24 protein-coding genes and 1 pseudogene are annotated in these 21,134 nt (G+C 70.4%); 11 read left to right on the top strand and 14 right to left on the bottom strand.

Annotation, left to right across the window (positions count from 1 at the left end):
- Positions 1-114 precede the first annotated feature (114 nt).
- The 3 genes from rpsP to G3573_RS08110 all read right to left on the bottom strand — a co-directional run bounded on the left by rpsP (position 115) and on the right by G3573_RS08110 (position 2,800).
- Positions 115-582, bottom strand: a complete 468-nt coding sequence (gene rpsP, locus G3573_RS08120) for a 30S ribosomal protein S16 (RefSeq protein ID WP_163260586.1) — start codon at positions 580-582, stop codon at positions 115-117.
- A 24-nt stretch (positions 583-606) separates the two neighbouring features.
- A complete protein-coding gene (ffh, locus tag G3573_RS08115) occupies positions 607-2,163 on the bottom strand; it encodes a signal recognition particle protein (protein WP_163260585.1) in 1,557 nt (518 codons plus the stop codon).
- A 163-nt stretch (positions 2,164-2,326) separates the two neighbouring features.
- Entirely contained in the window at positions 2,327-2,800 is a 474-nt protein-coding gene (locus G3573_RS08110; protein WP_163260584.1) for a hypothetical protein, read from the bottom strand.
- A gap of 150 nt (positions 2,801-2,950) precedes the next feature.
- On the opposite strand from G3573_RS08110, the gene G3573_RS08105 reads away from it, so the two are divergent.
- Positions 2,951-3,415: a hypothetical protein gene (locus G3573_RS08105; RefSeq protein WP_163260583.1), complete on the top strand. Its 465-nt coding sequence runs from the start codon at positions 2,951-2,953 to the stop codon at positions 3,413-3,415.
- 7 nt (positions 3,416-3,422) lie between these two features.
- Here the strand turns inward: G3573_RS08105 and G3573_RS08100 are convergent, their stop codons facing one another.
- Entirely contained in the window at positions 3,423-3,830 is a 408-nt protein-coding gene (locus G3573_RS08100; protein WP_163260582.1) for a metallopeptidase family protein, read from the bottom strand.
- 98 nt (positions 3,831-3,928) lie between these two features.
- On the opposite strand from G3573_RS08100, the gene G3573_RS08095 reads away from it, so the two are divergent.
- Positions 3,929-4,228 (top strand): hypothetical protein, encoded by a 300-nt coding sequence (locus G3573_RS08095; protein ID WP_163260581.1) that lies wholly within the window; start codon positions 3,929-3,931, stop codon positions 4,226-4,228.
- A 176-nt stretch (positions 4,229-4,404) separates the two neighbouring features.
- Here the strand turns inward: G3573_RS08095 and G3573_RS08090 are convergent, their stop codons facing one another.
- The gene (locus G3573_RS08090) at positions 4,405-4,995 is read right to left on the bottom strand and encodes a hypothetical protein (RefSeq protein WP_163260580.1); all 591 of its coding nucleotides are present in this window, start codon (positions 4,993-4,995) and stop codon (positions 4,405-4,407) included.
- 82 nt (positions 4,996-5,077) lie between these two features.
- Between G3573_RS08090 and G3573_RS08085 the strand changes: the two genes are divergently transcribed.
- Positions 5,078-7,384 carry a PAS domain-containing sensor histidine kinase gene (locus tag G3573_RS08085; protein ID WP_163260579.1) on the top strand — a complete coding sequence of 769 codons (2,307 nt, stop codon included), beginning with the start codon at positions 5,078-5,080 and terminating at the stop codon, positions 7,382-7,384.
- A 130-nt stretch (positions 7,385-7,514) separates the two neighbouring features.
- Entirely contained in the window at positions 7,515-8,612 is a 1,098-nt protein-coding gene (locus G3573_RS08080; protein WP_163260578.1) for a hypothetical protein, read from the top strand.
- 72 nt (positions 8,613-8,684) lie between these two features.
- Here G3573_RS08080 and G3573_RS08075 read toward each other — a convergent pair whose 3' ends face one another.
- From G3573_RS08075 to sdhC, 5 genes are read right to left on the bottom strand one after another with little or no spacing between them, the layout of a single operon-like run.
- Positions 8,685-9,005, bottom strand: coding sequence for a 2Fe-2S iron-sulfur cluster-binding protein (locus G3573_RS08075; RefSeq protein WP_163260577.1), 321 nt, complete (start codon positions 9,003-9,005; stop codon positions 8,685-8,687).
- A 1-nt stretch (position 9,006) separates the two neighbouring features.
- Positions 9,007-9,789, bottom strand: a complete 783-nt coding sequence (locus G3573_RS08070; protein ID WP_163260576.1) for a succinate dehydrogenase iron-sulfur subunit — start codon at positions 9,787-9,789, stop codon at positions 9,007-9,009.
- Between the two features lie 19 nt (positions 9,790-9,808).
- Complete coding sequence (gene sdhA, locus G3573_RS08065; RefSeq protein ID WP_163260575.1) at positions 9,809-11,596, bottom strand: succinate dehydrogenase flavoprotein subunit; 1,788 nt, start codon at positions 11,594-11,596, stop codon at positions 9,809-9,811.
- Between the two features lie 2 nt (positions 11,597-11,598).
- Positions 11,599-11,988 carry a succinate dehydrogenase, hydrophobic membrane anchor protein gene (gene sdhD, locus G3573_RS08060; RefSeq protein ID WP_163260574.1) on the bottom strand — a complete coding sequence of 130 codons (390 nt, stop codon included), beginning with the start codon at positions 11,986-11,988 and terminating at the stop codon, positions 11,599-11,601.
- Positions 11,985-12,422 (bottom strand): succinate dehydrogenase, cytochrome b556 subunit, encoded by a 438-nt coding sequence (gene sdhC, locus G3573_RS08055; RefSeq protein WP_163260573.1) that lies wholly within the window; start codon positions 12,420-12,422, stop codon positions 11,985-11,987. The genes sdhD and sdhC overlap by 4 nt, the downstream gene beginning before the upstream one ends.
- Positions 12,423-12,651: 229 nt before the next feature.
- Between sdhC and G3573_RS08050 the strand changes: the two genes are divergently transcribed.
- The 3 genes from G3573_RS08050 to G3573_RS08040 all read left to right on the top strand — a co-directional run bounded on the left by G3573_RS08050 (position 12,652) and on the right by G3573_RS08040 (position 15,439).
- Positions 12,652-13,035 carry a TadE family protein gene (locus tag G3573_RS08050; RefSeq protein ID WP_163260572.1) on the top strand — a complete coding sequence of 128 codons (384 nt, stop codon included), beginning with the start codon at positions 12,652-12,654 and terminating at the stop codon, positions 13,033-13,035.
- Entirely contained in the window at positions 13,032-14,753 is a 1,722-nt protein-coding gene (locus G3573_RS08045) for a pilus assembly protein TadG-related protein (protein ID WP_163260571.1), read from the top strand. The genes G3573_RS08050 and G3573_RS08045 overlap by 4 nt, the downstream gene beginning before the upstream one ends.
- Positions 14,754-14,815: 62 nt before the next feature.
- Positions 14,816-15,439, top strand: a complete 624-nt coding sequence (locus G3573_RS08040; protein WP_163260570.1) for a hypothetical protein — start codon at positions 14,816-14,818, stop codon at positions 15,437-15,439.
- Here the strand turns inward: G3573_RS08040 and G3573_RS08035 are convergent.
- Both G3573_RS08035 and G3573_RS08030 read right to left on the bottom strand, forming a co-directional pair.
- On the bottom strand, positions 15,436-15,876 hold the full coding sequence (locus tag G3573_RS08035) for an HIT domain-containing protein (RefSeq protein WP_163260569.1): 441 nt from the start codon (positions 15,874-15,876) through the stop codon (positions 15,436-15,438). The two genes, G3573_RS08040 and G3573_RS08035, sit on opposite strands and share 4 nt — an antisense overlap.
- Before the next feature lie 102 nt (positions 15,877-15,978).
- Complete coding sequence (locus G3573_RS08030) at positions 15,979-16,770, bottom strand: outer membrane beta-barrel protein (protein ID WP_163260568.1); 792 nt, start codon at positions 16,768-16,770, stop codon at positions 15,979-15,981.
- Positions 16,771-17,048: 278 nt separating this feature from the next.
- On the opposite strand from G3573_RS08030, the gene mdh reads away from it, so the two are divergent.
- The 3 genes from mdh (at position 17,049) to G3573_RS08015 (ending at position 19,204) form a co-directional block, all read left to right on the top strand.
- Positions 17,049-18,014: a malate dehydrogenase gene (gene mdh / locus G3573_RS08025; protein ID WP_163260567.1), complete on the top strand. Its 966-nt coding sequence runs from the start codon at positions 17,049-17,051 to the stop codon at positions 18,012-18,014.
- A gap of 102 nt (positions 18,015-18,116) precedes the next feature.
- Positions 18,117-18,668 carry a GNAT family N-acetyltransferase gene (locus G3573_RS08020; RefSeq protein WP_163260566.1) on the top strand — a complete coding sequence of 184 codons (552 nt, stop codon included), beginning with the start codon at positions 18,117-18,119 and terminating at the stop codon, positions 18,666-18,668.
- Positions 18,668-19,204: a GNAT family N-acetyltransferase gene (locus tag G3573_RS08015; protein ID WP_163260565.1), complete on the top strand. Its 537-nt coding sequence runs from the start codon at positions 18,668-18,670 to the stop codon at positions 19,202-19,204. Before G3573_RS08020 ends, G3573_RS08015 begins: the two co-directional genes overlap by 1 nt.
- 15 nt (positions 19,205-19,219) lie before the next feature.
- Here the strand turns inward: G3573_RS08015 and G3573_RS08010 are convergent, their stop codons facing one another.
- On the bottom strand, positions 19,220-19,996 hold the full coding sequence (locus tag G3573_RS08010) for a LytTR family DNA-binding domain-containing protein (RefSeq protein WP_163260564.1): 777 nt from the start codon (positions 19,994-19,996) through the stop codon (positions 19,220-19,222).
- A gap of 198 nt (positions 19,997-20,194) precedes the next feature.
- Between G3573_RS08010 and G3573_RS08005 the strand changes: the two genes are divergently transcribed.
- The gene (locus G3573_RS08005) at positions 20,195-20,731 is read left to right on the top strand and encodes a DUF2306 domain-containing protein (RefSeq protein ID WP_163260563.1); all 537 of its coding nucleotides are present in this window, start codon (positions 20,195-20,197) and stop codon (positions 20,729-20,731) included.
- A gap of 1 nt (position 20,732) precedes the next feature.
- Here the strand turns inward: G3573_RS08005 and G3573_RS08000 are convergent.
- Positions 20,733-21,134: pseudogene (locus G3573_RS08000) on the bottom strand (hypothetical protein); the annotation flags it as partial.

Here is a 21,134-nt window from a genome sequence, read left to right as displayed (position 1 = left end):
GCGGGCGTTCCGGGCGAAAGCCCGGGCCCCAAACAAGAACGCTGCGGCCCCGGGTGTCCCCGCGACCGCAGCGTGCCTGGCTCCCGCCGAAGCGGGAAGTCGTTCAGATCAGGCTCAGGCCTGCTCTTCCGAAGCGGCCGGGGCCTCTTCGGCCGGAGCTTCCGGTTCCGGTTCCGGAGCCGGAGCCGGGGCGGCCGCGGCGGCGGCGGCTTCAGCCTTGGCTTGGGCTTCGGCTTCGGCGCGGTCGGCTTCGCGCTGGGCGCGCTCGGCGGCGCGCTCCTGCGCCTTCTTGCCCGGCTGGGCCTTCTGCGGGTTGTTGCCGTGCTCCCACTTCACCAGGCCTTCGGCGGCCAGGAAGCGCGCGACGCGCTCGGTCGGCTGGGCGCCCTTGCCCAGCCACTCCTGGATGCGCTCCAGCTTCAGGGTGACGCGCGGCTGCGGGCCGTCCTTGGCCAGCATCGGGTTGTAGGCGCCGACCTTCTCCAGGAAGCGACCGTCGCGCGGGGCGCGGCTGTCGGCGACGACGATGGAGTAGTACGGGCGCTTCTTGGCGCCGCCACGGGCGAGACGGATCTTCAGCATTGGGGTTCCTTTCGGGGGATCGTCTTATTTCTTGGGTTTCGTGCCGGGCAGGCCGGGGAAGCCCCCGCCCAGGCCGGGAATCTGTCCGCCGCCGAGGCCGGGCAGGCCGCCCGGGGCTTCGGTGGTGTCTCCTTGAGGCAGCTTGCCGCCGCCCAGAGCCTTCAGGCGCGCGAGGTCGGGGCCGCCGAGGCCGCCCGGCATCCCGCCGGGCATGCCGCCCGGCATGCCGCCGCCGCCCATGCCCATCATCCGGGCCATGTTGGCCAGGCCCTTGCCGCCGCCGCGGCTCATCATCTTGAAGGCGTCCGACATCTGCCGGTGCTGCTTCAGCAGACGGTTGATCTCGGCCACGTCGACGCCGGCGCCGGCCGCGATGCGGCGCTTGCGCGAGGCGTTCAGCAGGTCGGGCTTCTTCCGCTCGGCCTTGGTCATCGACGAGATGATGGCCTCCTGGCGGCCCAGCATCTTGTCGGCGACGTTGTTCTCTTCGAGCTGCTTCTTGATCTTCTGGACGCCGGGCAGCAGGCCCATGATGCCCTGCATGCCGCCCATCTTGCGGACCTGCTTCAGCTGGTCGGCCAGATCGTCCATGTCGAACTGGCCCTTGGCCAGCTTCTTCGCCATCCGCTCGGCCTTGGCGGCGTCGAGGTCGGCGGCGGCCTTTTCGACCAGCGAGACGATGTCGCCGTGGCCGAGGATGCGGCCGGCGACGCGGCGGGCGTCGAACACGTCCAGCGCGTCGGTCTTTTCACCGGCGCCCAGGAACTTGATCGGCAGGCCGGTGACCGCGCGCATGCTGAGCATGGCGCCGCCGCGGGCGTCGCCGTCGGCGCGGGTCAGGATCAGGCCGGTGAGCGGCAGGCGCTCATGGAAGGCGCGGGCGGTGCGCACCGCGTCCTGGCCGGTCAGGCTGTCGGCGACCAGGATGGTCTCGACGGGGTTGGAGATCTTCGCGATCTCCGCCGCCTCGGCCATCATCGCTTCGTCCAGCGTGGTGCGGCCGGCGGTGTCGAGGATCAGGACGTCGTAGCCGCCCAGCTTGGCGGCCTGCAGGGCGCGCCGGGCGATGTCGGCCGGCGGCTGGCCGGCGACGATCGGCAGGACGGCGACCTCGATCTGCTCGCCCAGCGTCTGCAGCTGTTCCATGGCGGCCGGACGACGGGTGTCCAGCGAGGCCATCATGACCTTCTTGCGCTCGGACTTGGTGATCCGCAGCGCCAGCTTGGCCGAGGTGGTGGTCTTACCCGAGCCCTGCAGACCGGCCATCAGGATGACGGCGGGCGGCACGGCGTTCAGGTTCAGCGGCTCGGCCTCGTCGCCGCCCAGCATGTCGACCAGACCGTCGTAGACGATCTTGACCACCTGGTCGGCCGGCTTGACCGAACGGATCACCTCTTCGCCGGTCGCGCGTTCGCGCGCCTTCGAGATGAAGTCCTTCACCACCGGCAGGGCGACGTCGGCCTCGAGCAGGGCCACGCGCACTTCGCGCAGCGCCTCGTCGACGTCCTTTTCGGTCAGCACGCCGCGACCGGTCAGCCGGTCGAAAACGCCAGACAGTCGCTCGTTAAGTGCGTCGAACATCAAGTCCACCTATCGCCCAAACACGTTCGACCCCCGTGGACGATCACGTCGACGGGGGGCCTCGCCGCCCTCGTCCGATATGGTTATCGGGGTCGTGGCGGTGGAGGGCGCAGAACGAGTTTGCGCCGGAAGGTCGCGCCTATGCGCGCGTAAGACCAGAGAGTCAAGCCGCGGGGGCGGCCGGGGCGGCCGGGGCGGCGAGGGCGGGCGACGGGGCCACGCCGTTGCAGGAGACGTCGGCGACCTTGTTCGCTTCCAGGTCGAAGACGACGCGGATCTGCTCGCAGCCGCCGTCGGTGATCTCGCGGGGCAGGCCGGCCTTTCGGACGCGCTGCACCTCGCCCACGCGCTGGGGCGAGGCCATGTTCCAGTTCTGGGGATTGCGCTGCTGGTGCTCTTTGACGTCGCGGATCCAGGTGCGCTGGTACAGTCCCAGGATCACCGGGCGGCCGTCGACCACCGAGCGCGCGTAGTAGCGGTCATAGTCGTAGAGCGCGCGGGCCCCCGCGGGCAGGGTCAGGCCGGCCTCGACCCGCGCCACCTCCGCGGCGGTCGGGACGTCCGGGGCCGCGCCGGCGGCGCCGGCCGCCGTCATCCCCGCGATCAGCGCCAGCGCGCCCGCCACCTTGTTCAGCATCCGTAAGCCGCTCCGGTTGGATGCGCACCTTCGCATCGCTCCCGCGTCCTGGCCAAGCGGCTTGATCGCACAACAGGCTTTCCGCGCGCCGTTCGACGAGCGTCGGTCTCGATGTTATCCGGGCGATGGACGACAAGCCGGGGGGCAGACGTGGACGATCAGGATCGGGAGTATTTCTGGCGCGGACCTGTCCGGACCAGGGCGCATGCGCTCAAGCTGATTTCTGGCGCGGGCTGGACCTTCGTCGTGATGGGCGGTCTGTTCTCCCTGCCCAGCCTGCTGAACGCGCCCACGACGCGGGATCTGTCCGGCATGATCACGATCCTGCTGGTCATGGTCGTCCCTGGAGCCTTTCTCCTGAACCGCAGAAGCCGCGCGGCCGCGATCGCCATGCTCGTCGTGCCCGCCCTGTTCTCGATCGTCTTTCTGGTCCTGCCCTTCATCCTGGTGTTCAGCGGAGCGGGCCTCGCCATGTCGCTCGCGCCCCTGGTCGGGGCGGGGATGTGGGGCCTGCTCGCCCTGCTGGCCTGGCGCGCGTTCCAGGCGGCGCGCGCGCTGCGGCGGCTGAACGCGGACGACTACGTGGCGGCGGACGTGGCGGAATCCTTCACCTGACCCGACCTCAGTCGGCCGCGTCCTCGATGGCGTGGATGTCGTCGTCGGACAGGCCGAAGTGGTGGCCGATCTCGTGGATCAGCACGTGCTCGATCAGAGCGCCCAGGGTCACGTCGCCGCGCTCGGCCCATTCGTCCAGGATCGGCCGGCGGTAGAGGAAGACCATCGAGGCGTGCGGCAGCGGGTCCAGCACCGAGCGGCGGGCCAGGTCGACCCCGTGGTAGAGACCGGTCAGCTCGAACGGATCCTCGATGCCCAGCGAGTCCAGGGTCTCTTCGTCGGCGAAATCGGCGACCCGGAACTGCACCTCGCCGGCCGCGGCGCGGAATTCCTCAGGCAGGCGGGCGAAGGCCTCCTCGGCCAGGGCCGTGAACTCGTCGAGGGTCGGGGCGTGCAGGTCGATGTGTCGGCGCATGCCTCACATATGCGGGCTTAAGCCGCGCTTGCGAAGGGCGCGACGCGGGCCTTCGTTCGCGCTATGAAGGCCGCGCACTTGGACTACGAGGCCGACGAATGATCCTGCGCGCTTCCCGCACCCTCCTGACCGTCGTGGGTCTGGCCGCGGCGCTGGCCGCCTGCTCGGGCGGCGGTGACGACGAGGCTCGTGGAGACGCCGCGGTGGTGGAGTTCGCGCCGGAGCCGGCCACCCAGCCGGTCGCGCCCGAGCCCGAAGGCGCCGCGCCCGCGCAGGAAGCCGCGTCTCCCGACACGGACGGCCTGCCCGACGCCCCGATCCCCTACGATCAGCTGCAGGGTGAAAAGGCCGCCAACGCGCCGACCCCGCAGAAGTCGGACGAGAACCTGTTTTATTGATTGATCCTCCCCCGAGCTCGCGAAGCGAGCGGTGGGGGAGGGGGACCGCCGAAGGCGGTGGAGGGGGCTGAGTTCGCGCGACGGCTTCGTCGCACTCCGCTGGAGCCCCCCACGGCGGCCTTCAGCCGCCTGCTCCCCCCAGCGCTGACGCTCGGGGGGAGATCTTCGCGTCCCCCTCACTCGTCGGGAATGATGGTGTCCGGCGCTTCCGGCGGGCGGTATTCGAACAGGCCGACGTCCAGCGGCTGCTGCGGCTTCACCGGCTTCAGCGGCTGGCGGGCCATGGCGCGCAGGGCGTCGGGCTCCAGCGTTTCGGCGTGCGGATCCCGCCGGGCCGAGCGGGCCTGGATCAGCGCCTTGGCCTCTTCCGCCCCGACCAGCTTCCAGTAGGCGATCGACAGCCGCCAGACCGTGCGGTGGTGCCTGGCCGGCTGCGGCCAGCGGCGGCCGTCCTCGTAGGTCGGGCTGATCGGCCCCAGCGCCGGGCGGCGGCCGCGCTCGGCGGCCAGCACTTCGCGCAGGCTGCAGTAGCGGTCTTCGGGGGGCAGGACCGTGCGCTTGCCCGGCCGGTCGTCCTCCAGCCGTCCGGCGTAGGCGTCCATGGCCGCGTCGCGGGTCTCGAAGGCCGGGCCCGCTTCCTCGACCACGAAGCGCACCTCGCCCTTGCCGCGGGTGCGGGCCTCGCGTTCGCGCGCGGCGCGGGCCACGGGGGCGGCGAGCGCGCGTTCGGCGTTGTCGGCGACGGGATAGAGCACGGTCATCGACACCGGTTATCGGGTCGGCGGGGCGCGCCGACAAGGGCGCGCGTGCACGTTATGCTGACCTCTGATTCGGAAGAGCAGAGCGCCCATGGCCGCTTCAGACATCGCGTTCGCCGCCGCCGCCGGGGCGACCGCGCTGGCGCTGTCGACCACCCTTTGGACCTGGCGGTTCCGCCGCCGGGCGGAGGCGCGCGCCGGCGACCTGGAAGCCCGTCTGGCCGCGGTGCAGGCCGCCCTGTCCGAGGCCGAAGCCGCCACCGCCGCCTTCGAAGGCGCCCTGGTCGCCGTCGAGGGCGAGGAAGCCCGCCTGGTCTGGGGCGACGAGGCGCTGGAGACCGCCGCCGCGGCGCTGGAGGTCGAGGCCGACTCCGCCTCGGTGCTGCAGGCCGTCGCCCGCATCGCCCCCGAATACGGCGTGAAGCTACGCACCCTGCTGGAGCGCGGCGAGCCCTGCCGCTTCCTGGTGCAGACCTCGCGCGGGGCCCTGGTGGTCGAAGGCCGCCCGTCCGGCGCCATCGCCTGGGTGCGCATCACGCCCGCCGGCGACGCCGTGCCCGGCGGCAAGTTCGCAGGCCTGGCCGACCGTCTGCCCAACCCGGCCTGGATCACCGACGGCCGCGGCGCCCTGGTGTGGGCCAACCGCGCCTGGCTGGAGGCGGCCGAAGCCACCTCGCTGGACGACGCCAGGGCCAAGAACGCCACCTTCGACCGCGGCGCCGACGCCTTGCTGTCCGAAGCCTTCCAGCTGCGAGCGCGGCGCGAGGGCTTCCGCTGGGTGACGGTGGGCGGTCAGCGGCGCGCCTATCGCGTGGCCGCCGAGCCTGTCGGCGAGGACGAGGTCGCCGCCTTCGCGATCGACGTCACCGAGGTCGAGGAGAACCGCGAGGCGCTGCGCCGCCACGTCGCCGCCCACGACGAGACCCTGAACCACCTGGCCGACGCGGTGGCGATCTTCGGACCTGAGAAGCGGCTCAGCTACCACAACACCGCCTTCCAGGAGCTGTGGGCGCTGGAGGCCGGCTGGCTGGCCGAGCGGCCGACCCACGGCGAGCTGCTGGACCGGCTGCGCCAGCGCCGTCGCCTGCCCGAGACGGTCGAGTACACCAAGTGGAAGGCGGCCGAGCTGGAGTTCTACGGCTCCACCGCCGTGGCCCCGGACGACCTGTGGAGCCTGCCCGACGGGCGCACGCTGCGCGTCGTGCGCCAGCCACACCCGATGGGCGGCCTGCTGCTGCTGTTCTCCGACATCACCGGCGAGCTGAAGCTGCGGGCCCAGTACAACGCCCTGATCCAGGTCCAGAAGGCCACGCTCGACAAGCTGAACGACGCGGTCGCGGTGTTCGGCTCGGACGGGCGGCTGCGCCTGCACAACGAAGCCTTCGAGCGGTTCTGGAACGTCACCGGCGAGCAGATCGGCGAGGCCGGCGACTTCGATCGGGTGGCCGAGCTGTGCCGCCCGCTGCTGCACGACGCGGCCCTATGGACCGAGCTGAAGGGCAAGGTCGCCGACACCGATCCGCAGGCGCGCGCGCCGATGACGGGCGAAGCCCGCACCTCCGACCGCCGCGTGGTCGCCTACCAGTCGCGGCCTCTGCCGGACGGCGCGACCCTGATCGGCTTCGACGACGTCACCGCCACCAAGGAGCTGGTGCGCGCGCTGGAGCAGCGCTCGGCCGCCCTGGTCGAGGCCGAGCGGCTGAAGCGCGACTTCGTCGGCAACGTCTCCTACGAGCTGCGCACGCCGCTCACGACCATCGTCGGGTATTCCGAGCTGCTGGAGGCGCAAGGGGCGGCCCTGCCGGATCGCGCGCGCAACCATTTGGGCGCGATCAAGACCGCCGCCGCCCAGCTGGCCCGCTCGATCGACGACGTGCTGGACATGGCCCAGATCGACGCCGGCGAAATGGCGCTAGCGATCGAGGACGTGGCCGTGTGCGACGCCCTGGAGGCCGCGGCGTCGCGCGTGCGGGCCGAGATCGAGGGGCGTGGCGGCGCCCTGGTGGTGAGCTGCGCGGCCGACGCCGGGACCATCCGCGCCGACGCGCGCCGTCTGGGCCAGGCGCTGGACCATCTGCTGGACAACGCCGCCCGGGCCACGGCGGCCGGGGGCGTGGTGACCCTGGCGGCCGAACGCACCGCCTCGGGCGTGCAGCTGACCGTGCGCGACACCGGCCGGGGCATCCCCTACCACCAGCAGGCGCACGTGTTCGACCGGTTCGTCGGCCGCGATCGCGGCGGCCCGGGCCTGGGCCTGGCCCTGGTCAAGGCGCTGGTCGAGCTGCACGGCGGCTGGGTGGCGCTGCAGAGCGAGCCCGGCGCCGGCGCGACCTTCACCGTGCACCTGCCGGAGAGCGTCGCCGCATCGGCCGCGCAGGAAGCCGCCTTGATCAGCTAGGCCCGGCGCTTGCGGCCAAAGGTGCGAGCGGTTAGGCAGGTCCCTATTCAACCGACAGTTTACTACGCGTCGGACGGGTACGGGGGCGGGAATGAGTGGGCGAGGGTACCGCGGTTTCGGGACCGCAGTCGTGGCGGCTGTCGTGATGGCCGCCGGTGCGGCGAGCGCGAAGGCGCCTGACAGCTTCAACCTTTGTGATGGTTACGACGCCCCGACCACCCGGGGCGACGGCGTCAGCTTCGAGGCCAAGATGGGGGGCCTCTTCGCAACCTACGCCAACTACATCGTCCGGCGTCCCGTCGATCCGAAGGCCTCAGGTGTCGCGGCCTGCACGGCGGCGTTGGCCGACCCCAAGATGAAGCCGGAATACTGGATGCGTCGGGCGAGCCTGCTTCGCGCGAGGGCGCTGCACCAATTGGCAGGCGGCGACCGCGCGGCGGCGCTGGCGGATCTGGACCAGGCCTACGCCCAGGCGCCTGATCCCGCCGACCTCTACTTCCGGCGAGGCATGGGCGCGGGGATCGACCTGGTGCGCGCGCTCGTGCTGCGGCTCGGAGGCGACCAGGCGGGCGCGGAGGCGCTGGCGCTCAAGGTCTTCAACGAGCGGCCGTACAGCTCCCTGGCCGTCAACGGCGCGATGGTGGCGGCCGGGCCGGACGCGCGCTGGGAAACGCTCGAGCCGATGCTGAAGCGGTTCGGCGAGCTTGATCCGGTCGTGGCTGAGCTCATCTTCCAAAGCGGCGTCGTGGACGGCCGGCTTCAGGATACGCCGGAACTTCGCAGCCGCCTGATGCCGCCGGAGCAGTTGCAGCTTCTCGGCTCCCTGCTGCCGGACGCCGAAACACAGGAGCGGATGCCGCCTTACCGCGAGATCACGCCCATCGACTCCGAACAGGGCTACATCTCGATCCTCTCCAAGAAGCGGGAGGGGATGGTCGTGCGTGCGTTCGGAAACCGCAGCTCGATCCTGACGGCCCAGGAGATGTCCTTGCTGAGAGCGGCTGAACTCGCCCGCTTCGAGGGGAAGCGGGGCCTGCTCATCCTGCAGCGGCAGGATTACATCAAGTTCGACGCCCCCAATCCTCAGGACGCCCGCTCGGACATTCAAGTCGTGTTCACGAGCCAGACCGGTCCGGAAGCTAAGGTCGACAAGGCCTGGCGGGTGATGGACGCAGACGCCATCTACCTCGCGCTCTCGCCCCTCTTCCCGCCCAAGGACCGTCGCTGATCGAGGATCCTGGCGAACGCTGGGCGCAGCGTTCGCCAGGCGCGCCGCACGGACGTGCGGCGGGGGGTCCGCTCAGTGCTGGTTTTCCGGCATGCGCACGACCAGGCCGTCCAGCTCGTCGCTGACGCGGATCTGGCAGGACAGGCGCGAGGTCGGCTTCACCTCCTCGGCGAAGTCGAGCATCGACTCCTCCATGGCCGAAGCCGAGCCGGTCTTGGCGATCCAGGCGTCGTCGACATAGACGTGGCAGGTGGCGCAGGCGCAGGCGCCGCCGCAGTCGGCGTCGATGCCCGGGATGTTGTTGCGCACCGCGCCTTCCATGACGGACAGGCCGGTCTTCACCTCCACGACGTGCTCTTTGCCGTCGTGTTCGATGTAGGTGATCTTCGCCAACTCAGACCGCCCGCTTCGCCAGCATCTTCTTGATTTCGGCGATGGCCTTGGCCGGGTTCAGACCCTTCGGGCACACCTGCGCGCAGTTCATGATGGTGTGGCAGCGATAGAGCTTGAACGGGTCCTCGAGGTCGTCGAGGCGCTTGCCGGTGGCCTCGTCACGCGAGTCCGCCAGCCAGCGATAGGCTTGGAGCAGCGCGGCCGGGCCCAGGTACTTTTCCTGGTTCCACCAGTAGCTCGGGCACGAGGTCGAGCAGCAGGCGCACAGGATGCACTCGTACAGGCCGTCGAGCTTCTCGCGCTCCTTCGGCGACTGCAGGCGCTCCTTGTCCGGGGCCGGGGTCTCGGTCTGCAGGAACGGCTCGATCGAGGCGTACTGCTCGTAGAACAGGCCCAGGTCCGGAACCAGGTCCTTGACCACCGGCATGTGCGGCAGCGGCGAGATGGTGATGTCGCCCGAGCCGCACTCTTCCCAGCCCTTGGTGCAGGCCAGGGTGTTGCGCCCGTCGATGTTCATCGCGCACGAGCCGCAGATGCCTTCCCGGCAGGACCGGCGGAAGGTCAGGGTCGGGTCGATCTCGTTCTTGATGTGGATCAGGGCGTCCAGCAGCATCGGGCCGTGACGGGTGGTGTCCACCTCGTAGGTGTCCCAGCGCGGGTTGCCGCCAGCTTCCGGGTCGTAGCGGTAGATCTTGAAGGTCTTGACCGACTTGGCGCCGGCCGCGGCCTTCCAGACCTTGCCCTTCTTGACCTTGGAATTGCGGGGGAGCGTGAGCTCGACCATCAGACGGTATCCCTGAAACTCAATACACCCGCGCCTTGGGCGCGATGTAGCTGACCTCGTCGGTCATGGTGTAGGCGTGGACCGGGCGGTAGTCGATCTTCACCGCGCCCGTGGACTGGTCGAGCCAGGCCAGGGTGTGCTTCATCCAGTCGGTGTCGTTGCGCTCCGGGAAGTCCTCGCGCGCGTGGGCCCCGCGGCTCTCGGTGCGGTTCAGCGCGCCGTTCACCGTCACGACGGCCTGACCGATCAGGTTGTCGTACTCCAGGGTCTCGACCAGGTCGGTGTTCCAGATCATGCCGCGGTCGGTGACCTTGATGTCCTTCGACTGGTCCCAGATCTGGGCCAGGCGGTCGACGCCCTGCTGCAGGGTGTCGCCGGTGCGGAACACCGCGGCGTCTTCCTGCATGGCCTTCTGCATGCGCAGGCGCAGCTCCGCGGTCGGCGTGGCGCCCGAGGCGTTGCGGAAGCGGTCCAGGCGGGCCAGGTGGCTGTCGGTGGCGGCTTGCGACACCTCCGGCACCGGGGCGTTCTTGTCGACGATCTCGGCGGCGCGCAGGCCGGCGGCGCGGCCGAACACCACCAGGTCGATCAGCGAGTTCGAGCCCAGGCGGTTGGCGCCGTGCACCGACACGCAGGCCGCTTCGCCCACGGCCATCAGGCCGGGGACCACGGCGTCCGGGTTGTCGCCGTGCTTGGTCACGACCTCGCCGTGGAAGTTCGTCGGGATGCCGCCCATGTTGTAGTGGACGGTCGGGATGACTGGGATCGGCTCCTTGGTCACGTCCACGCCGGCGAAGATCTTGGCGCTTTCCGAGATGCCCGGCAGGCGCTGGTGGATGATCGCCGGATCCAGGTGATCCAGGTGCAGGAAGATGTGGTCCTTGTTCGGACCCACGCCGCGGCCTTCACGCACCTCGATGGTCATGGAGCGGCTGACCATGTCGCGCGGGGCCAGGTCCTTCACGGTCGGCGCGTAGCGCTCCATGAAGCGCTCGCCGGCCGAGTTGGTCAGGTAGCCGCCTTCGCCGCGGACGCCCTCGGTGATCAGGCAGCCCGCGCCGTAGATGCCGGTCGGGTGGAACTGCACGAACTCCATGTCCTGCAGCGGCAGGCCGGCGCGCTGCACCATGGCGTTGCCGTCGCCGGTGCAGGTGTGGGCCGAGGTGGCCGAGAAGTAGGCGCGGCCGTAGCCGCCGGTGGCCAGGATCACCAGCTTGGCGCGGAAGCGGTGCAGGGTGCCGTCGTCCAGCTTCCAGGCGGTGACGCCCTTGCAGGCGTCGTCTTCCATGATCAGGTCGAGCGCGAAGAACTCGATGAAGAAGTCGACGTCGTTGCGGACCGACTGGCCGTACAGCGTGTGCAGGATGGCGTGGCCGGTGCGGTCGGCGGCGGCGCAGGTGCGCTGGACCGGGGCCTCGCCGAAGTTGCGGGTCATGCCGCCGAAGGCGCGCTGGTAGATCTTGCCTTCGTCGGTGCGCGAGAAGGGCACGCCCCAGTGCTCGAGCTCGTAGATCGCGGCCGGGGCGTTGCGGCACAGGTATTCGATGGAGTCCTGGTCGCCCAGCCAGTCCGACCCCTTCACGGTGTCGAACATGTGCCAGCGCCAGTCGTCCTCGCCCATGTTGCCGAGCGCGGCCGAGATGCCGCCCTGGGCGGCCACGGTGTGCGAGCGGGTCGGGAAGACCTTGGTCACGCAGGCGGTCTTCAGGCCGGCCTGGGCGCAGCCCAGCGCGGCGCGCAGGCCCGAACCGCCAGCGCCAACCACCACCACGTCGTAGGCGTGGTCGACGAACTCGTAGGCGGCCATGGTCAGACTCCGAAGCCGCCGAAGGCGACCATAAGGATGGAAATCACCGTCGCCACGGCCAGGGCGGCGCAGACGACGAAATTCAGGAACAGGGCGAGGCCCTTGCCGAGCGTCTTGTGCAGGTAGTCCTCGATCACCACCCGCATGCCCAGCTGCATGTGGTAGATCGAGACCAGCACGGTCACGGCCAGCAGGGCGGCGTTGATCGGGTTGCGCACGAAGGCCCAGGCGCCGTCGTAGCCGGTGTTCGCGATGGTCCAGGCGCCCCACAGGCCCCAGACGGTCAGCGGGACCAGGATCAGCGAGCTGACGCGTTCCTTGATCCACACGCCGGCGCCGTGATGGGCCGAACCCAGGCCCTCGACCTTCTTCTTGTCGGTCTCGAAGCTCACAGCACGACCTTTCCGCTGGCGAACAGGGCCGCCCAGAAGGCGACGGTGGCGATCACGGCGAACCAGATCGACAGGGTGGAGAGGGTGCTGGCGGTCTTCGGCGACAGGCCCGCGCCGGTGTCCCACAGCAGGTGCCGCAGGCCCGAGGCCAGGTGGTAGAAGGCCGCCGCGCTCAGGCCGAACCAGATCAGCAGGCCCAGCGGCGAGGACGCGCACACCAGGAACTGGGCGTAGACCGCCGGGCCGGCGGCCAGGGCGGCCAGCCAGCCGACGATCGCGAAGGCGCCGACGTACAGCGCCACGCCGGAGGCTCGGTGGAGGATCGACCCCAGCATGGTGACGTGCCAGCGCCACACCTGCAGGTGCGGCGACATCGGCCGGACGATGGGCTTCTTGCGGGTCTTGCCCGCCGCGCCCGCACTCGCGTTCGACATGCTTCGCTCAATCCTTCTCGGCCGGATACGACCGGCGACGCGGTTTTAGTCCGTGCGACTCGGCTGTCAACGAAAGCGCGGCCTCCTAAGTGCCCTCAGGCGGCCGCAAATCCGCCCTCGGGCGCGCCTGGCAAAGGGAATCTTCGTTTCAAGCGGAACAGTCGGAAAAGCTGCGCGGTTGGCGTCGAACTTCGCCATACGCGGGGACGGCATGCGCAGACGAGGGGTGTTGCGGATCGGACGTGACGAGCGCGGGGCGGCGCTGGTCGAATTCTCGCTGGTCGCGCCGCTCCTGTTCGGCCTGACCTTCGGCGTCATCCAGTACGGGCTGCTGCTCTACACCTACAACAACATGCTGAACGCCGCGCGCGAGACCGCGCGCGAGATCTCGATCGGCGCGATTCCGGCCGCCGACGCCAAGACCTTCGCGGAGCCGATGCTGGTCGGCTGGCCGGCGCCCTGGACGGTGGCGGCCGACCCCAAGGTCACGATCAACGGCGCCGACCACGTGCGCATGACCATCAGCGTGCCCTCCAGCAAGGCGGCCATCCTCAACCTGATCCCCATGCCCCAGACCCTGACGGCCGAGGTCGTCATGAGGATGGAGAAGTGAGGCTGCGGGCGCGCCTGAAGGCGCTGGCCGAGGACCGCTCCGGAGCGGTGCTGGTCTATGTCGGCCTGACGCTCGCCGCCCTGCTGGGCGTGGGCGCCCTGGCGGTGGACGGGGCGCAGATGTACGTCACCAAGACCCGCCTGCAGGTGGTGGCCGACGCCGCCGCGCTCGCCGCCGCCCAGGAGCTGCCCGACAAGGCCAAGGCCACGGCCGCGGCCCTGGGGGTGGCGGAGGCCAACATGCCGTCGGCCCAGAACGGCGCGGTGCTCAGCGCCGCGGACCTGCAGTTCGGGGTCTGGAACCCGGACACCCGGACCTTCACCGCCGGCGGCACGGCCAACGCCGTGCGCGTGCTGGCCGGCCGCACGTCGGCCCGCAGCAACCCCCTGCCGCTGACCCTGGCCAGCGTGTTCGGCTCCACCTTCGCCGACGTCTCGGCCCAGAGCGTCGGGCTGAAGCGGATGGTCGAGATCGCATTGGTGCTCGACAACACCGGCTCGATGAAGGACGGCGGCAAGATCGAGGCCCTGCGCAAGGCGTCCGAGGACTTCCTGGACATCGTCTACGAGAAGGCCAACGGCGGCGTGAAGGTCGCCGTCGTGCCCTATGTCGCCTCGGTCAACATCAAGGCGCCCGGCGCCTTCGACTACGCCTGGATGGTCGAGGGCGGGCCGAAGAATGCGACGGTCAGCGACCCGTGGGGCGTTGGCAACCTGGCCGAGGTGTCGGCCGGCTCCGCCGCCAAGTGGGAGGGCGACAACTTCACGGCGTCGTCGGCGGCCATGCGGGTCAATCCGTGGTCGCTGTTCGAAAAGATGAAGGTGGCCTGGAAGGGCTGCGTCGAGGCGCGCCCGGAGCCCTACGACACCGAGGACACCGCGCCCGCGTCGATCGACACGCGCTGGGCGCCGTATCTGTGGCCCGACGAGGTCACCCCGGACGCCTCGACCAACAACTACATCCTCGACGACGTGAACGGCAGCGCCACGGCCCAGGGCTTCAAGGACGGCTCGAAATGGGCCCAGCTGCAGGCCGACACCGCCAAATACGCCCGCGACCTGCGCGTGAAGGTGAAAAACCAGAACGCGATCCAGGAGACGGGCGGAATGAACGTCTCCACCTACGGCCCCAACAAGTCGTGCGGCGATCCCATCCAGCCGCTGACCACCGACAAGGGCGTGGTCGCCGACAAGGTCCGCAACATGGTGCCCTGGCACAACGGCGGCACCGTCACTTCCGAGGGGCTGTTCTGGGGCTGGGCGGTGCTGTCGCCGACCGCCCCCTTCACCGAAGGCGCGCCCTACAACGCCGACCGGGTGAAGAAGATCGCCGTGATCATGACCGACGGCGACAACCTGATCTTCGACGGCGAGAACCCGCCGCCCAACAGCAAGGAAGGCGGCAACAAGGATTCCGCCAACAAGTCGGACTACGGCGCCTGGGGCTATATGGCCAAGAACCGGCTGGGCACGACCAGCCCGGGGGCCGGCAAGGCCAAGATCAACGCCAAGATGCTGAAGATCTGCGACAACATGAAGGCCAAGGGGATCGAGGTCTACACCATCATCCTGCAGGTGCCTGACAAGGACGCCAAGGACACCTTCAGGAAGTGCGCGACCCGCGAGGACATGTACTACGACGCGGGCTCCAACAACGCCATGAAGGACGCCTTCAAGGAGATCGCCAAGCGGATCGGCGAGCTTCGCCTGGTCAGCTAGCCGTTGCGCCGTCCTGGGACGGGCGATAGCGTCCTTGGCGAACCATGTGATGTGAAACCGCCGTGTCGACGCCGCTTTTCCTGGCTGTGCTGTTGCTCGCCGCGCAAGACCCCGGCTCGACCGAGGAGCCGGATCCGGCTGTCACGTTCCCGGCCGACACCCAGCCCCTCTACACCCCGCCGGCGGTGCGGCCGTTCGAAATGCCGGCCGGCGTCTCCTACGACCCGCCCGGCGTGCAGATCGACGACCCGGTCACGGCCCAGGCGGTCCAGCTCGACGCCTACGCGCGCTCCTACGAAGGCCCGAAGACGGTGACCGAGCAGGTCTACGACCGCGGCGTGCGCGGCGCGTTCGAGTCCGCCCAGGTGCGCATGGGCCGGCTGGACGGCGAATGGCGGGTGTCGGGCGCCGACGGACAGCCGCTGATGGTGCTGCTGCTGAGCGATCCCGGCGGCGGCGAAATCGACGGGGCCTGGCGCGACCTGCGGGCCGGCCCGGGGACGTCCGCTTCCGACCTGCTCGACTCGGTGACGCGTCAGGGCGGCGAGCTGGTGATCCGCTTCACCCCGCACGGCCAGACGCACCCGGCGGAGCTTCGGCTCACCACGGCGACCGACAGCCGGCTGGTCGGCTCGCTGCACGCCGGCTCGGGCGCCGTGCAGCGGGTGACGGCGACCCGCTTCTAGAGCAGGCAGGACTTCAGGGCGGCGAGGGCCGCGGCCTTGGCGTGGTCCAGCACGCCGTGCGCGTAGGCGATCGGCGCGCCGCGCCCCCAGACCGGATCGGGCCAAAGGCCGTCGTCGCGCCGCCGGCCCAGCACGTGGACGTGCAGTTGCGGCGTCACCAGGCCCAGCGCCCCGACGTTCAGCTTCTCGACGGGCCGGCCCAGGGCCTCGCCGATGGCGCGAACGGCGACCGAGGCGAGGCTGATCTCCTCCATAAGCCGGGCGCGGTCTTCGGGGGACAGGTCGTCAATCTCGCCGGCGCCGGCGCGGCGCGGGATCAGCACGATCCAGGGGAAGCGCGCGTCCAGCTGCAGCCGGGCCTGCGACAGGGGCAGGTCGGCCAGCCGGTCGCTGGTCGCTTCGAGGTTCGGGTGCAGGGAGAAGTCGGGCGTCGACATGCCGCCAAGGTGCGGGTCTCGCGCCGCCGGTCAAGTCGCGGGACGAGCGAGGGACCGGGCGAGGACCGGGGCCGGCGGTGCGCCCGCCGGCCCCGTCTCAGATCACCAGGTGTACCTGCCGCGGATCATGATCGGGGCGCTGATGGTCGAGCCGCTGTCCTTGTTCAGCTCGGCCAGGCCGAGATTGACCAGGCCGGGGCCGGTCTGGTCGGACAGGTCGGAGATGTAGCGCAGGCCCACCTCGCCCTGGATGCTCCAGCGCTCGTTGAGCGACCAGTCGACGCCCAGGTCGGCGCCCAGGGTCCACGACCAGGAGTCGTCGTAGAAGGTCACGTTGTTTTCGGCGAGCTCGCCGCCCGGGGTCGAGAAGCTGGCGGTGATGCCGTTGGTGAAGGCCGCGCCGATGCGGCCGGCCATGTACGGCTTCCAGTTGCCTTCGCCGAAGTAGTGGCGATAGCCGAGGTCCAGGGTCCAGACCTCATGGTCGTCGAAGTTGGCGTTGATCACCGCGGTCTGGGTGGTTTCGACGTCCTGCAGGCGGCCGAACTGGGTCGAGCTGCCGGAGGCCTTGCTGTAGCGCAGGGCGCCGAACACTTCCGAATTGTCCGACAGGCCGTAGCCCGCCTCGCCGCCGAAGGCCCAGGCGGTGTCGTAAACGTCGTTGAAGTTGACCGGGTTGACCCGGACGATGACCGCGTCGCCGGCGAAGTCGGGGTTGATCACCCCGAAGTCCGGAATTTGGACGCTGCGGGCGCCGTTCAGCTCGCCTTCGACGGGGAAGTCGGCCCCGGTCTCCAGAGAAAAGCTCCAGCGGCCGGCCTCGGTCTGGGCTGCGGCTGGAAGGGCGATCAGCGCCGCGGCGGCGGACGCGGCGGCCAGAAGTTGGAGCTTCATACGGCTCTCCTAATTGTAACCGGGCGAGCCCCCGGCAGGGGCGCGTGACGTCGTCCACGGCTACCGCGAGACGCACTCCCTCCGCCGCGAACGGTGATCAAGCGACGAGGCGGGCAGAAAGATCGTTCAACTGACGGTCACAAACTGTTGCAGTGTCTGAACAAGCTTGGCCGTGGCGCCTTTGCACCAGCGCGGCGCCCTTGCCCGGCGCCGCGCGGGGGATTAGACCGCGCGCCGACGCGATCCTCCCCTCAAGCTTCCCATTTCAGGAGACCCCCATGGCGCGCGCGAAAATCGCACTGATCGGTTCGGGCATGATCGGGGGCACGCTCGCCCACGTCTGCGCCCGCGAGGAACTCGGCGACGTGGTCCTGTTCGACATCGCCGAAGGCATGCCGCAGGGCAAGGCCCTCGACATCGCCGAAGCCTCGCCGGTGTTCGGCAAGGATTCGCACCTGAAGGGCGCGAACGACTACGCCGACATCGCCGGCGCCGACGTCTGCATCGTCACCGCCGGCGTGCCCCGCAAGCCGGGCATGAGCCGCGACGACCTGCTGGGCATCAACCTGAAGGTCATGAAGGCGGTCGGCGAAGGCATCAAGAAGTACGCCCCGAACGCCTTCGTCATCTGCATCACCAACCCGCTGGACGCCATGGTCTGGGCGCTGCGCGAGTTCTCGGGCCTGCCGCACAACATGGTCGTCGGCATGGCCGGCGTGCTCGACTCGGCCCGCTTCCGCTGGTTCCTGGCCGAGAAGTTCGGCGTGTCTGTCGCGGACATCCACGCCTGGACCCTGGGCGGCCACGGCGACGACATGGTCCCGATGGTGCGCTACTCGACCGTCGGCGGCCTGCCGCTGCCGGAATGGGTGGCCCAGGGCGCGCTGACCCAGGCCGAACTGGACGCTATCGTCGAGCGCACCCGCAAGGGCGGCGGCGAGATCGTGGCCCTGCTGAAGACCGGCTCGGCCTTCTACGCCCCGGCCGAAAGCGCCGTGGCCATGGCCAAGTCGTTCCTGCTGGACAAGAAGCGCGTGCTGCCGTGCGCCGCGCACCTGAACGGCCAGTACGGCCTGAAGGACATGTACGTCGGCGTGCCGGTGGTGATCGGCAAGGGCGGCGTCGAGAAGGTCATCGAGTTCCCGATGGACGACGCCGAGAAGGCCATGTTCGCGACCTCGGTCGCCTCGGTGCAGGGCCTGGTCGCCGCCTGCAAGCAGATCGACACCTCGTTGGCCGCGTAAGGTCGGGTCGAGCGTAATATTTCAGCGTAATGTTTGAAGGGCGCGGGGCTTTTGCTCCGCGCCCTTTGTCGTATTCAGGGTCTCCAGACACTTGGAGGTTCCATGATCGCTCCCGGCCCCACGCTCGAGACCGAACGCCTGATCCTTCGCCCCACCTCGGGAGAGGACCTGGACGGCTTCGCCGCCCTGATGGGCGACGAGGAGGCGTCGCGGTTCATCGGCGGCGTGCAGGCGCGCGCGGCCGCCTGGCGGTCGATGTGCACCATGGCCGGGTCTTGGGTGACGCGCGGCCACGCCATGTTTTCGGTGATCGAGAAGTCGTCCGGCCGCTGGGTCGGCCGGCTGGGGCCGTGGACGCCGGAGGGCTGGCCCGGCACCGAGGTCGGCTGGGGCCTGCTGCGCGAGACCTGGGGCAAGGGCTACGCCACCGAGGGCGCGGCCGCGGCCATCGACTGGGCCTTCGACAACCTCGGCTGGACCGAGGTGATCCACTGCATCGACCCGGGCAACGTCCCCTCGCAGAAGGTCGCCGAGCGGCTTGGCGCGCGAAACCTGGGACCGGGCAAGCTGCCGGCGCCGTTCGAGAGCGCGCCGATCGAGATCTGGGGACAGAGCCGCGAGGCGTGGCGCGCGCGCGTGCGGAGCCGCGCCTGATGCTGGGCCCGACGCTTCAGACCGAACGCCTGCTTTTGCGTCCGCCGTGCGAGGCGGACTACGCACCCTTCGCCGAGATGATGGGCGACGTCGAGCTGACCCGCTTCATCGGCGGGGCCAAGCCGCCGGCCCTGGCCTGGCGCGGGCTGGCGACCATGGTCGGCTGCTGGGCCATGCGCGGCTACGGCATGTTCGCCCTGATCGAGAAGGAGACCGGCGCCTGGGTCGGCCAGCTGGGCCCCTGGAAGCCGGCCGAATGGCCCGGCAACGAGATCGGCTGGACCCTGGCGCGGCGGGGCATCGGCAAGGGCTATGCGGTCGAGGGCGCGACCGCGGCCATGGACTGGGCCTTCGACCACCTCGGCTGGACCGAGGTGATCCACTGCATCGATCCGAACAACGAACCCTCGATCCGGGTGGCCGAACGGCTCGGCTCGCGCCGGCTGGGCCCGATCCAGTGCCCGCCGCCCTACGACCAGGTCGAGTCGATCGCCTGGGGGCAGAGCGCCGAGGACTGGCGGGCGCGCCGGGCCTGAGCCGAAGGCGCTCCGCTAGTACCAGCCGGCCGCGCGCAGAGCGCGGGCGTGGGTGCGGCTGACCGGGACTTCCACGCCGTTCTTCAGGGTCAGCTGAGCCTTGCCGTCGCCGCGGCGCACGTCGGCCACCGCCGCCTTCGCCACCCACCAGGAGCGGTGGGTCTGGGCGCCCTCGATCCCCTCCAGCTCGGCCACGGCGTCGGACAGGCGCATCAGGATCAGGTCCGAGCCGCGCTCGGTGTGCAGCCGCAGGTAATGGTCCTCGGACTCCACCGCGTAGAGCTCCGCTCCGCGCAGCTTCAGCGGCAGGCGCTCGAGGAAGCGGGGCGGCTCGGCCGGCTGCTCGGGCGCCGGCGCCGGGCCGGCGTGCGTGCGCCCGGCCAGCAGGTTCACCCCGGTCATCACCGCCGCGACCATCAGCACGGGCGGGAAGAACCACGGCAGGGCCGCCAGCTGCAGCGGGGCCCCGAAGGTCCAGGCGGTGGCCAGCCAGACGCTGACGGTCAGGGGCGGGGTCATGACCGCGATCATCAGCGCGGCCTGCAGCCACACGCGATCGCCGAACCAGCCGCGCCGCTGGACGAAGCCGGCCGCGACATGGCCCCAGACGCCGCCGACCACCATCATGCCGACCCAGTAGGCCAGCCGCAGCGGCAGCGGGGCGGCGTCCGAGCCGAACGCGCCGGCCAGGCCCATGAACAGGCCCGCGGCCGCGGCGATGCCGACGCCGCGCAGCCACTCGGCCGGGCTCCGTTTGGGCGTGTCGTTCGGTGCGGCCGACGTGCGTCGCATGCTTCGCCTCCCTCGATCCTTCAAGACCATGATCCGGCGTCGGTTTGAAGACGGCGATCCACGAAGCGCGAACGGCGCCGGCCCGCCGCTCGCGAAGCCGGCGCGGCGGTCTGTGCAGAGGTGGCTGCGGCGCTTTCCGGTCCGGGCCAAGGGAAACGGGACCGCGGGAGACGCCCCGCCCCACGCTGGAGACCCGCCATGACCGCCCCCGCCGCCCGCAGCCTGCTCGTCCGCAGGACCGTCTTCGTCCTGGCCCTGGTGGCCGCCATCGTGACGACCGCCACCTTCGGGAAGTTCGGCGCCTACCAGGAGGCCCTCGCCGGTCTGGAGATCCACCCGCACCTGCCGGACCTGGGCCTGGTCGCGACCGCCAAGCCGGCCATCCAGCTGCACCTGGCCACCGCCCTGCTGGCGCTCGCGATCGGAACGGTGCTGCTGCTCGGCGTGAAGGGAAACCGGCTGCACCGGGTGCTGGGCTGGACCTGGGTGATCGCCATGGCGACGACGGCGGTCAGCTCGCTGTTCATCCACGAGATCAACCACGGCGCGTTCAGCTTCATCCACCTGCTGTCCGGCTGGACGATCATCGGCCTGCCGATGGCGGTCTACGCCGCGCGCCGGCACAAGGTCGCCCAGCACCGCCGCTCGATGACCGGCATGTTCGTCGGCGGCCTGATCCTGGCCGGCCTGCTGGCCTTCCTGCCCGGCCGGCTGATGTGGGAGCTGTTCTTCTGACCTAAGCCGCCAGGCCGATGCCCTGCAGCAGGGGCCGCATCTCGGCCGCCCGCTCCGGCGTGGCGGCCAGTTCGGCCCGGACCTCGGGCGTGCGCACCAGCTTCAGCGCCTCGACCTTGGCCCGCTCGGCGACCGGACCCGACGGGCCGGTCTGGCCGCCGGCCAGCTTCAGCAGGATCGACAGCCGCTGCAGGGCCGACGCCGGGGCCCGCACGATCTGGGCGACCAGCTTGGCGTCGGCCTCGACCAGGCCTCCGATCTCGCCGAGCTTGGTCGTGATCTCTTCCAGGTCCTTTTCCGACAGGTCGGCGCGGGCCGCGGCGCGCTGCAGGCCGGCCAGGGCCGCCAGCTTGGCCGTGGGCGCCGCCGCCCCGCCGCGCAGCTCGGTTTCGAACCGCAGGGC

It is taken from the genome of Caulobacter sp. 17J65-9 (assembly GCF_010975005.1).
Classification (GTDB): Bacteria; Pseudomonadota; Alphaproteobacteria; order Caulobacterales; family Caulobacteraceae; genus 17J80-11.
The sequence above is the reverse complement of the archived record's forward strand: the minus strand, read 5'-3'. Positions and strand labels throughout refer to the sequence as shown.

Bases quoted from the DNA above. Each gene is read 5' to 3' on its own strand.
- G3573_RS08035 (WP_163260569.1), bottom strand. From the start codon at position 15,876: ATGTCGACGCCCGACTTCTCCCTGCACCCGAACCTCGAAGCGACCAGC.
- G3573_RS08110 (WP_163260584.1), bottom strand. From the start codon at position 2,800: ATGCTGAACAAGGTGGCGGGCGCGCTGGCGCTGATCGCGGGGATGACG.
- G3573_RS08010 (WP_163260564.1), bottom strand. From the start codon at position 19,996: ATGCGACGCACGTCGGCCGCACCGAACGACACGCCCAAACGGAGCCCG.
- G3573_RS08030 (WP_163260568.1), bottom strand. From the start codon at position 16,770: ATGAAGCTCCAACTTCTGGCCGCCGCGTCCGCCGCCGCGGCGCTGATC.
- sdhA (WP_163260575.1), bottom strand. From the start codon at position 11,596: ATGGCCGCCTACGAGTTCGTCGACCACGCCTACGACGTGGTGGTGGTT.
- G3573_RS08015 (WP_163260565.1), top strand. From the start codon at position 18,668: ATGCTGGGCCCGACGCTTCAGACCGAACGCCTGCTTTTGCGTCCGCCG.
- sdhC (WP_163260573.1), bottom strand. From the start codon at position 12,422: ATGTCGAACGCGAGTGCGGGCGCGGCGGGCAAGACCCGCAAGAAGCCC.
- G3573_RS08005 (WP_163260563.1), top strand. From the start codon at position 20,195: ATGACCGCCCCCGCCGCCCGCAGCCTGCTCGTCCGCAGGACCGTCTTC.
- G3573_RS08070 (WP_163260576.1), bottom strand. From the start codon at position 9,789: ATGGTCGAGCTCACGCTCCCCCGCAATTCCAAGGTCAAGAAGGGCAAG.
- G3573_RS08085 (WP_163260579.1), top strand. From the start codon at position 5,078: ATGGCCGCTTCAGACATCGCGTTCGCCGCCGCCGCCGGGGCGACCGCG.
- G3573_RS08100 (WP_163260582.1), bottom strand. From the start codon at position 3,830: ATGCGCCGACACATCGACCTGCACGCCCCGACCCTCGACGAGTTCACG.
- mdh (WP_163260567.1), top strand. From the start codon at position 17,049: ATGGCGCGCGCGAAAATCGCACTGATCGGTTCGGGCATGATCGGGGGC.
- G3573_RS08095 (WP_163260581.1), top strand. From the start codon at position 3,929: ATGATCCTGCGCGCTTCCCGCACCCTCCTGACCGTCGTGGGTCTGGCC.
- G3573_RS08020 (WP_163260566.1), top strand. From the start codon at position 18,117: ATGATCGCTCCCGGCCCCACGCTCGAGACCGAACGCCTGATCCTTCGC.
- ffh (WP_163260585.1), bottom strand. From the start codon at position 2,163: ATGTTCGACGCACTTAACGAGCGACTGTCTGGCGTTTTCGACCGGCTG.
- rpsP (WP_163260586.1), bottom strand. From the start codon at position 582: ATGCTGAAGATCCGTCTCGCCCGTGGCGGCGCCAAGAAGCGCCCGTAC.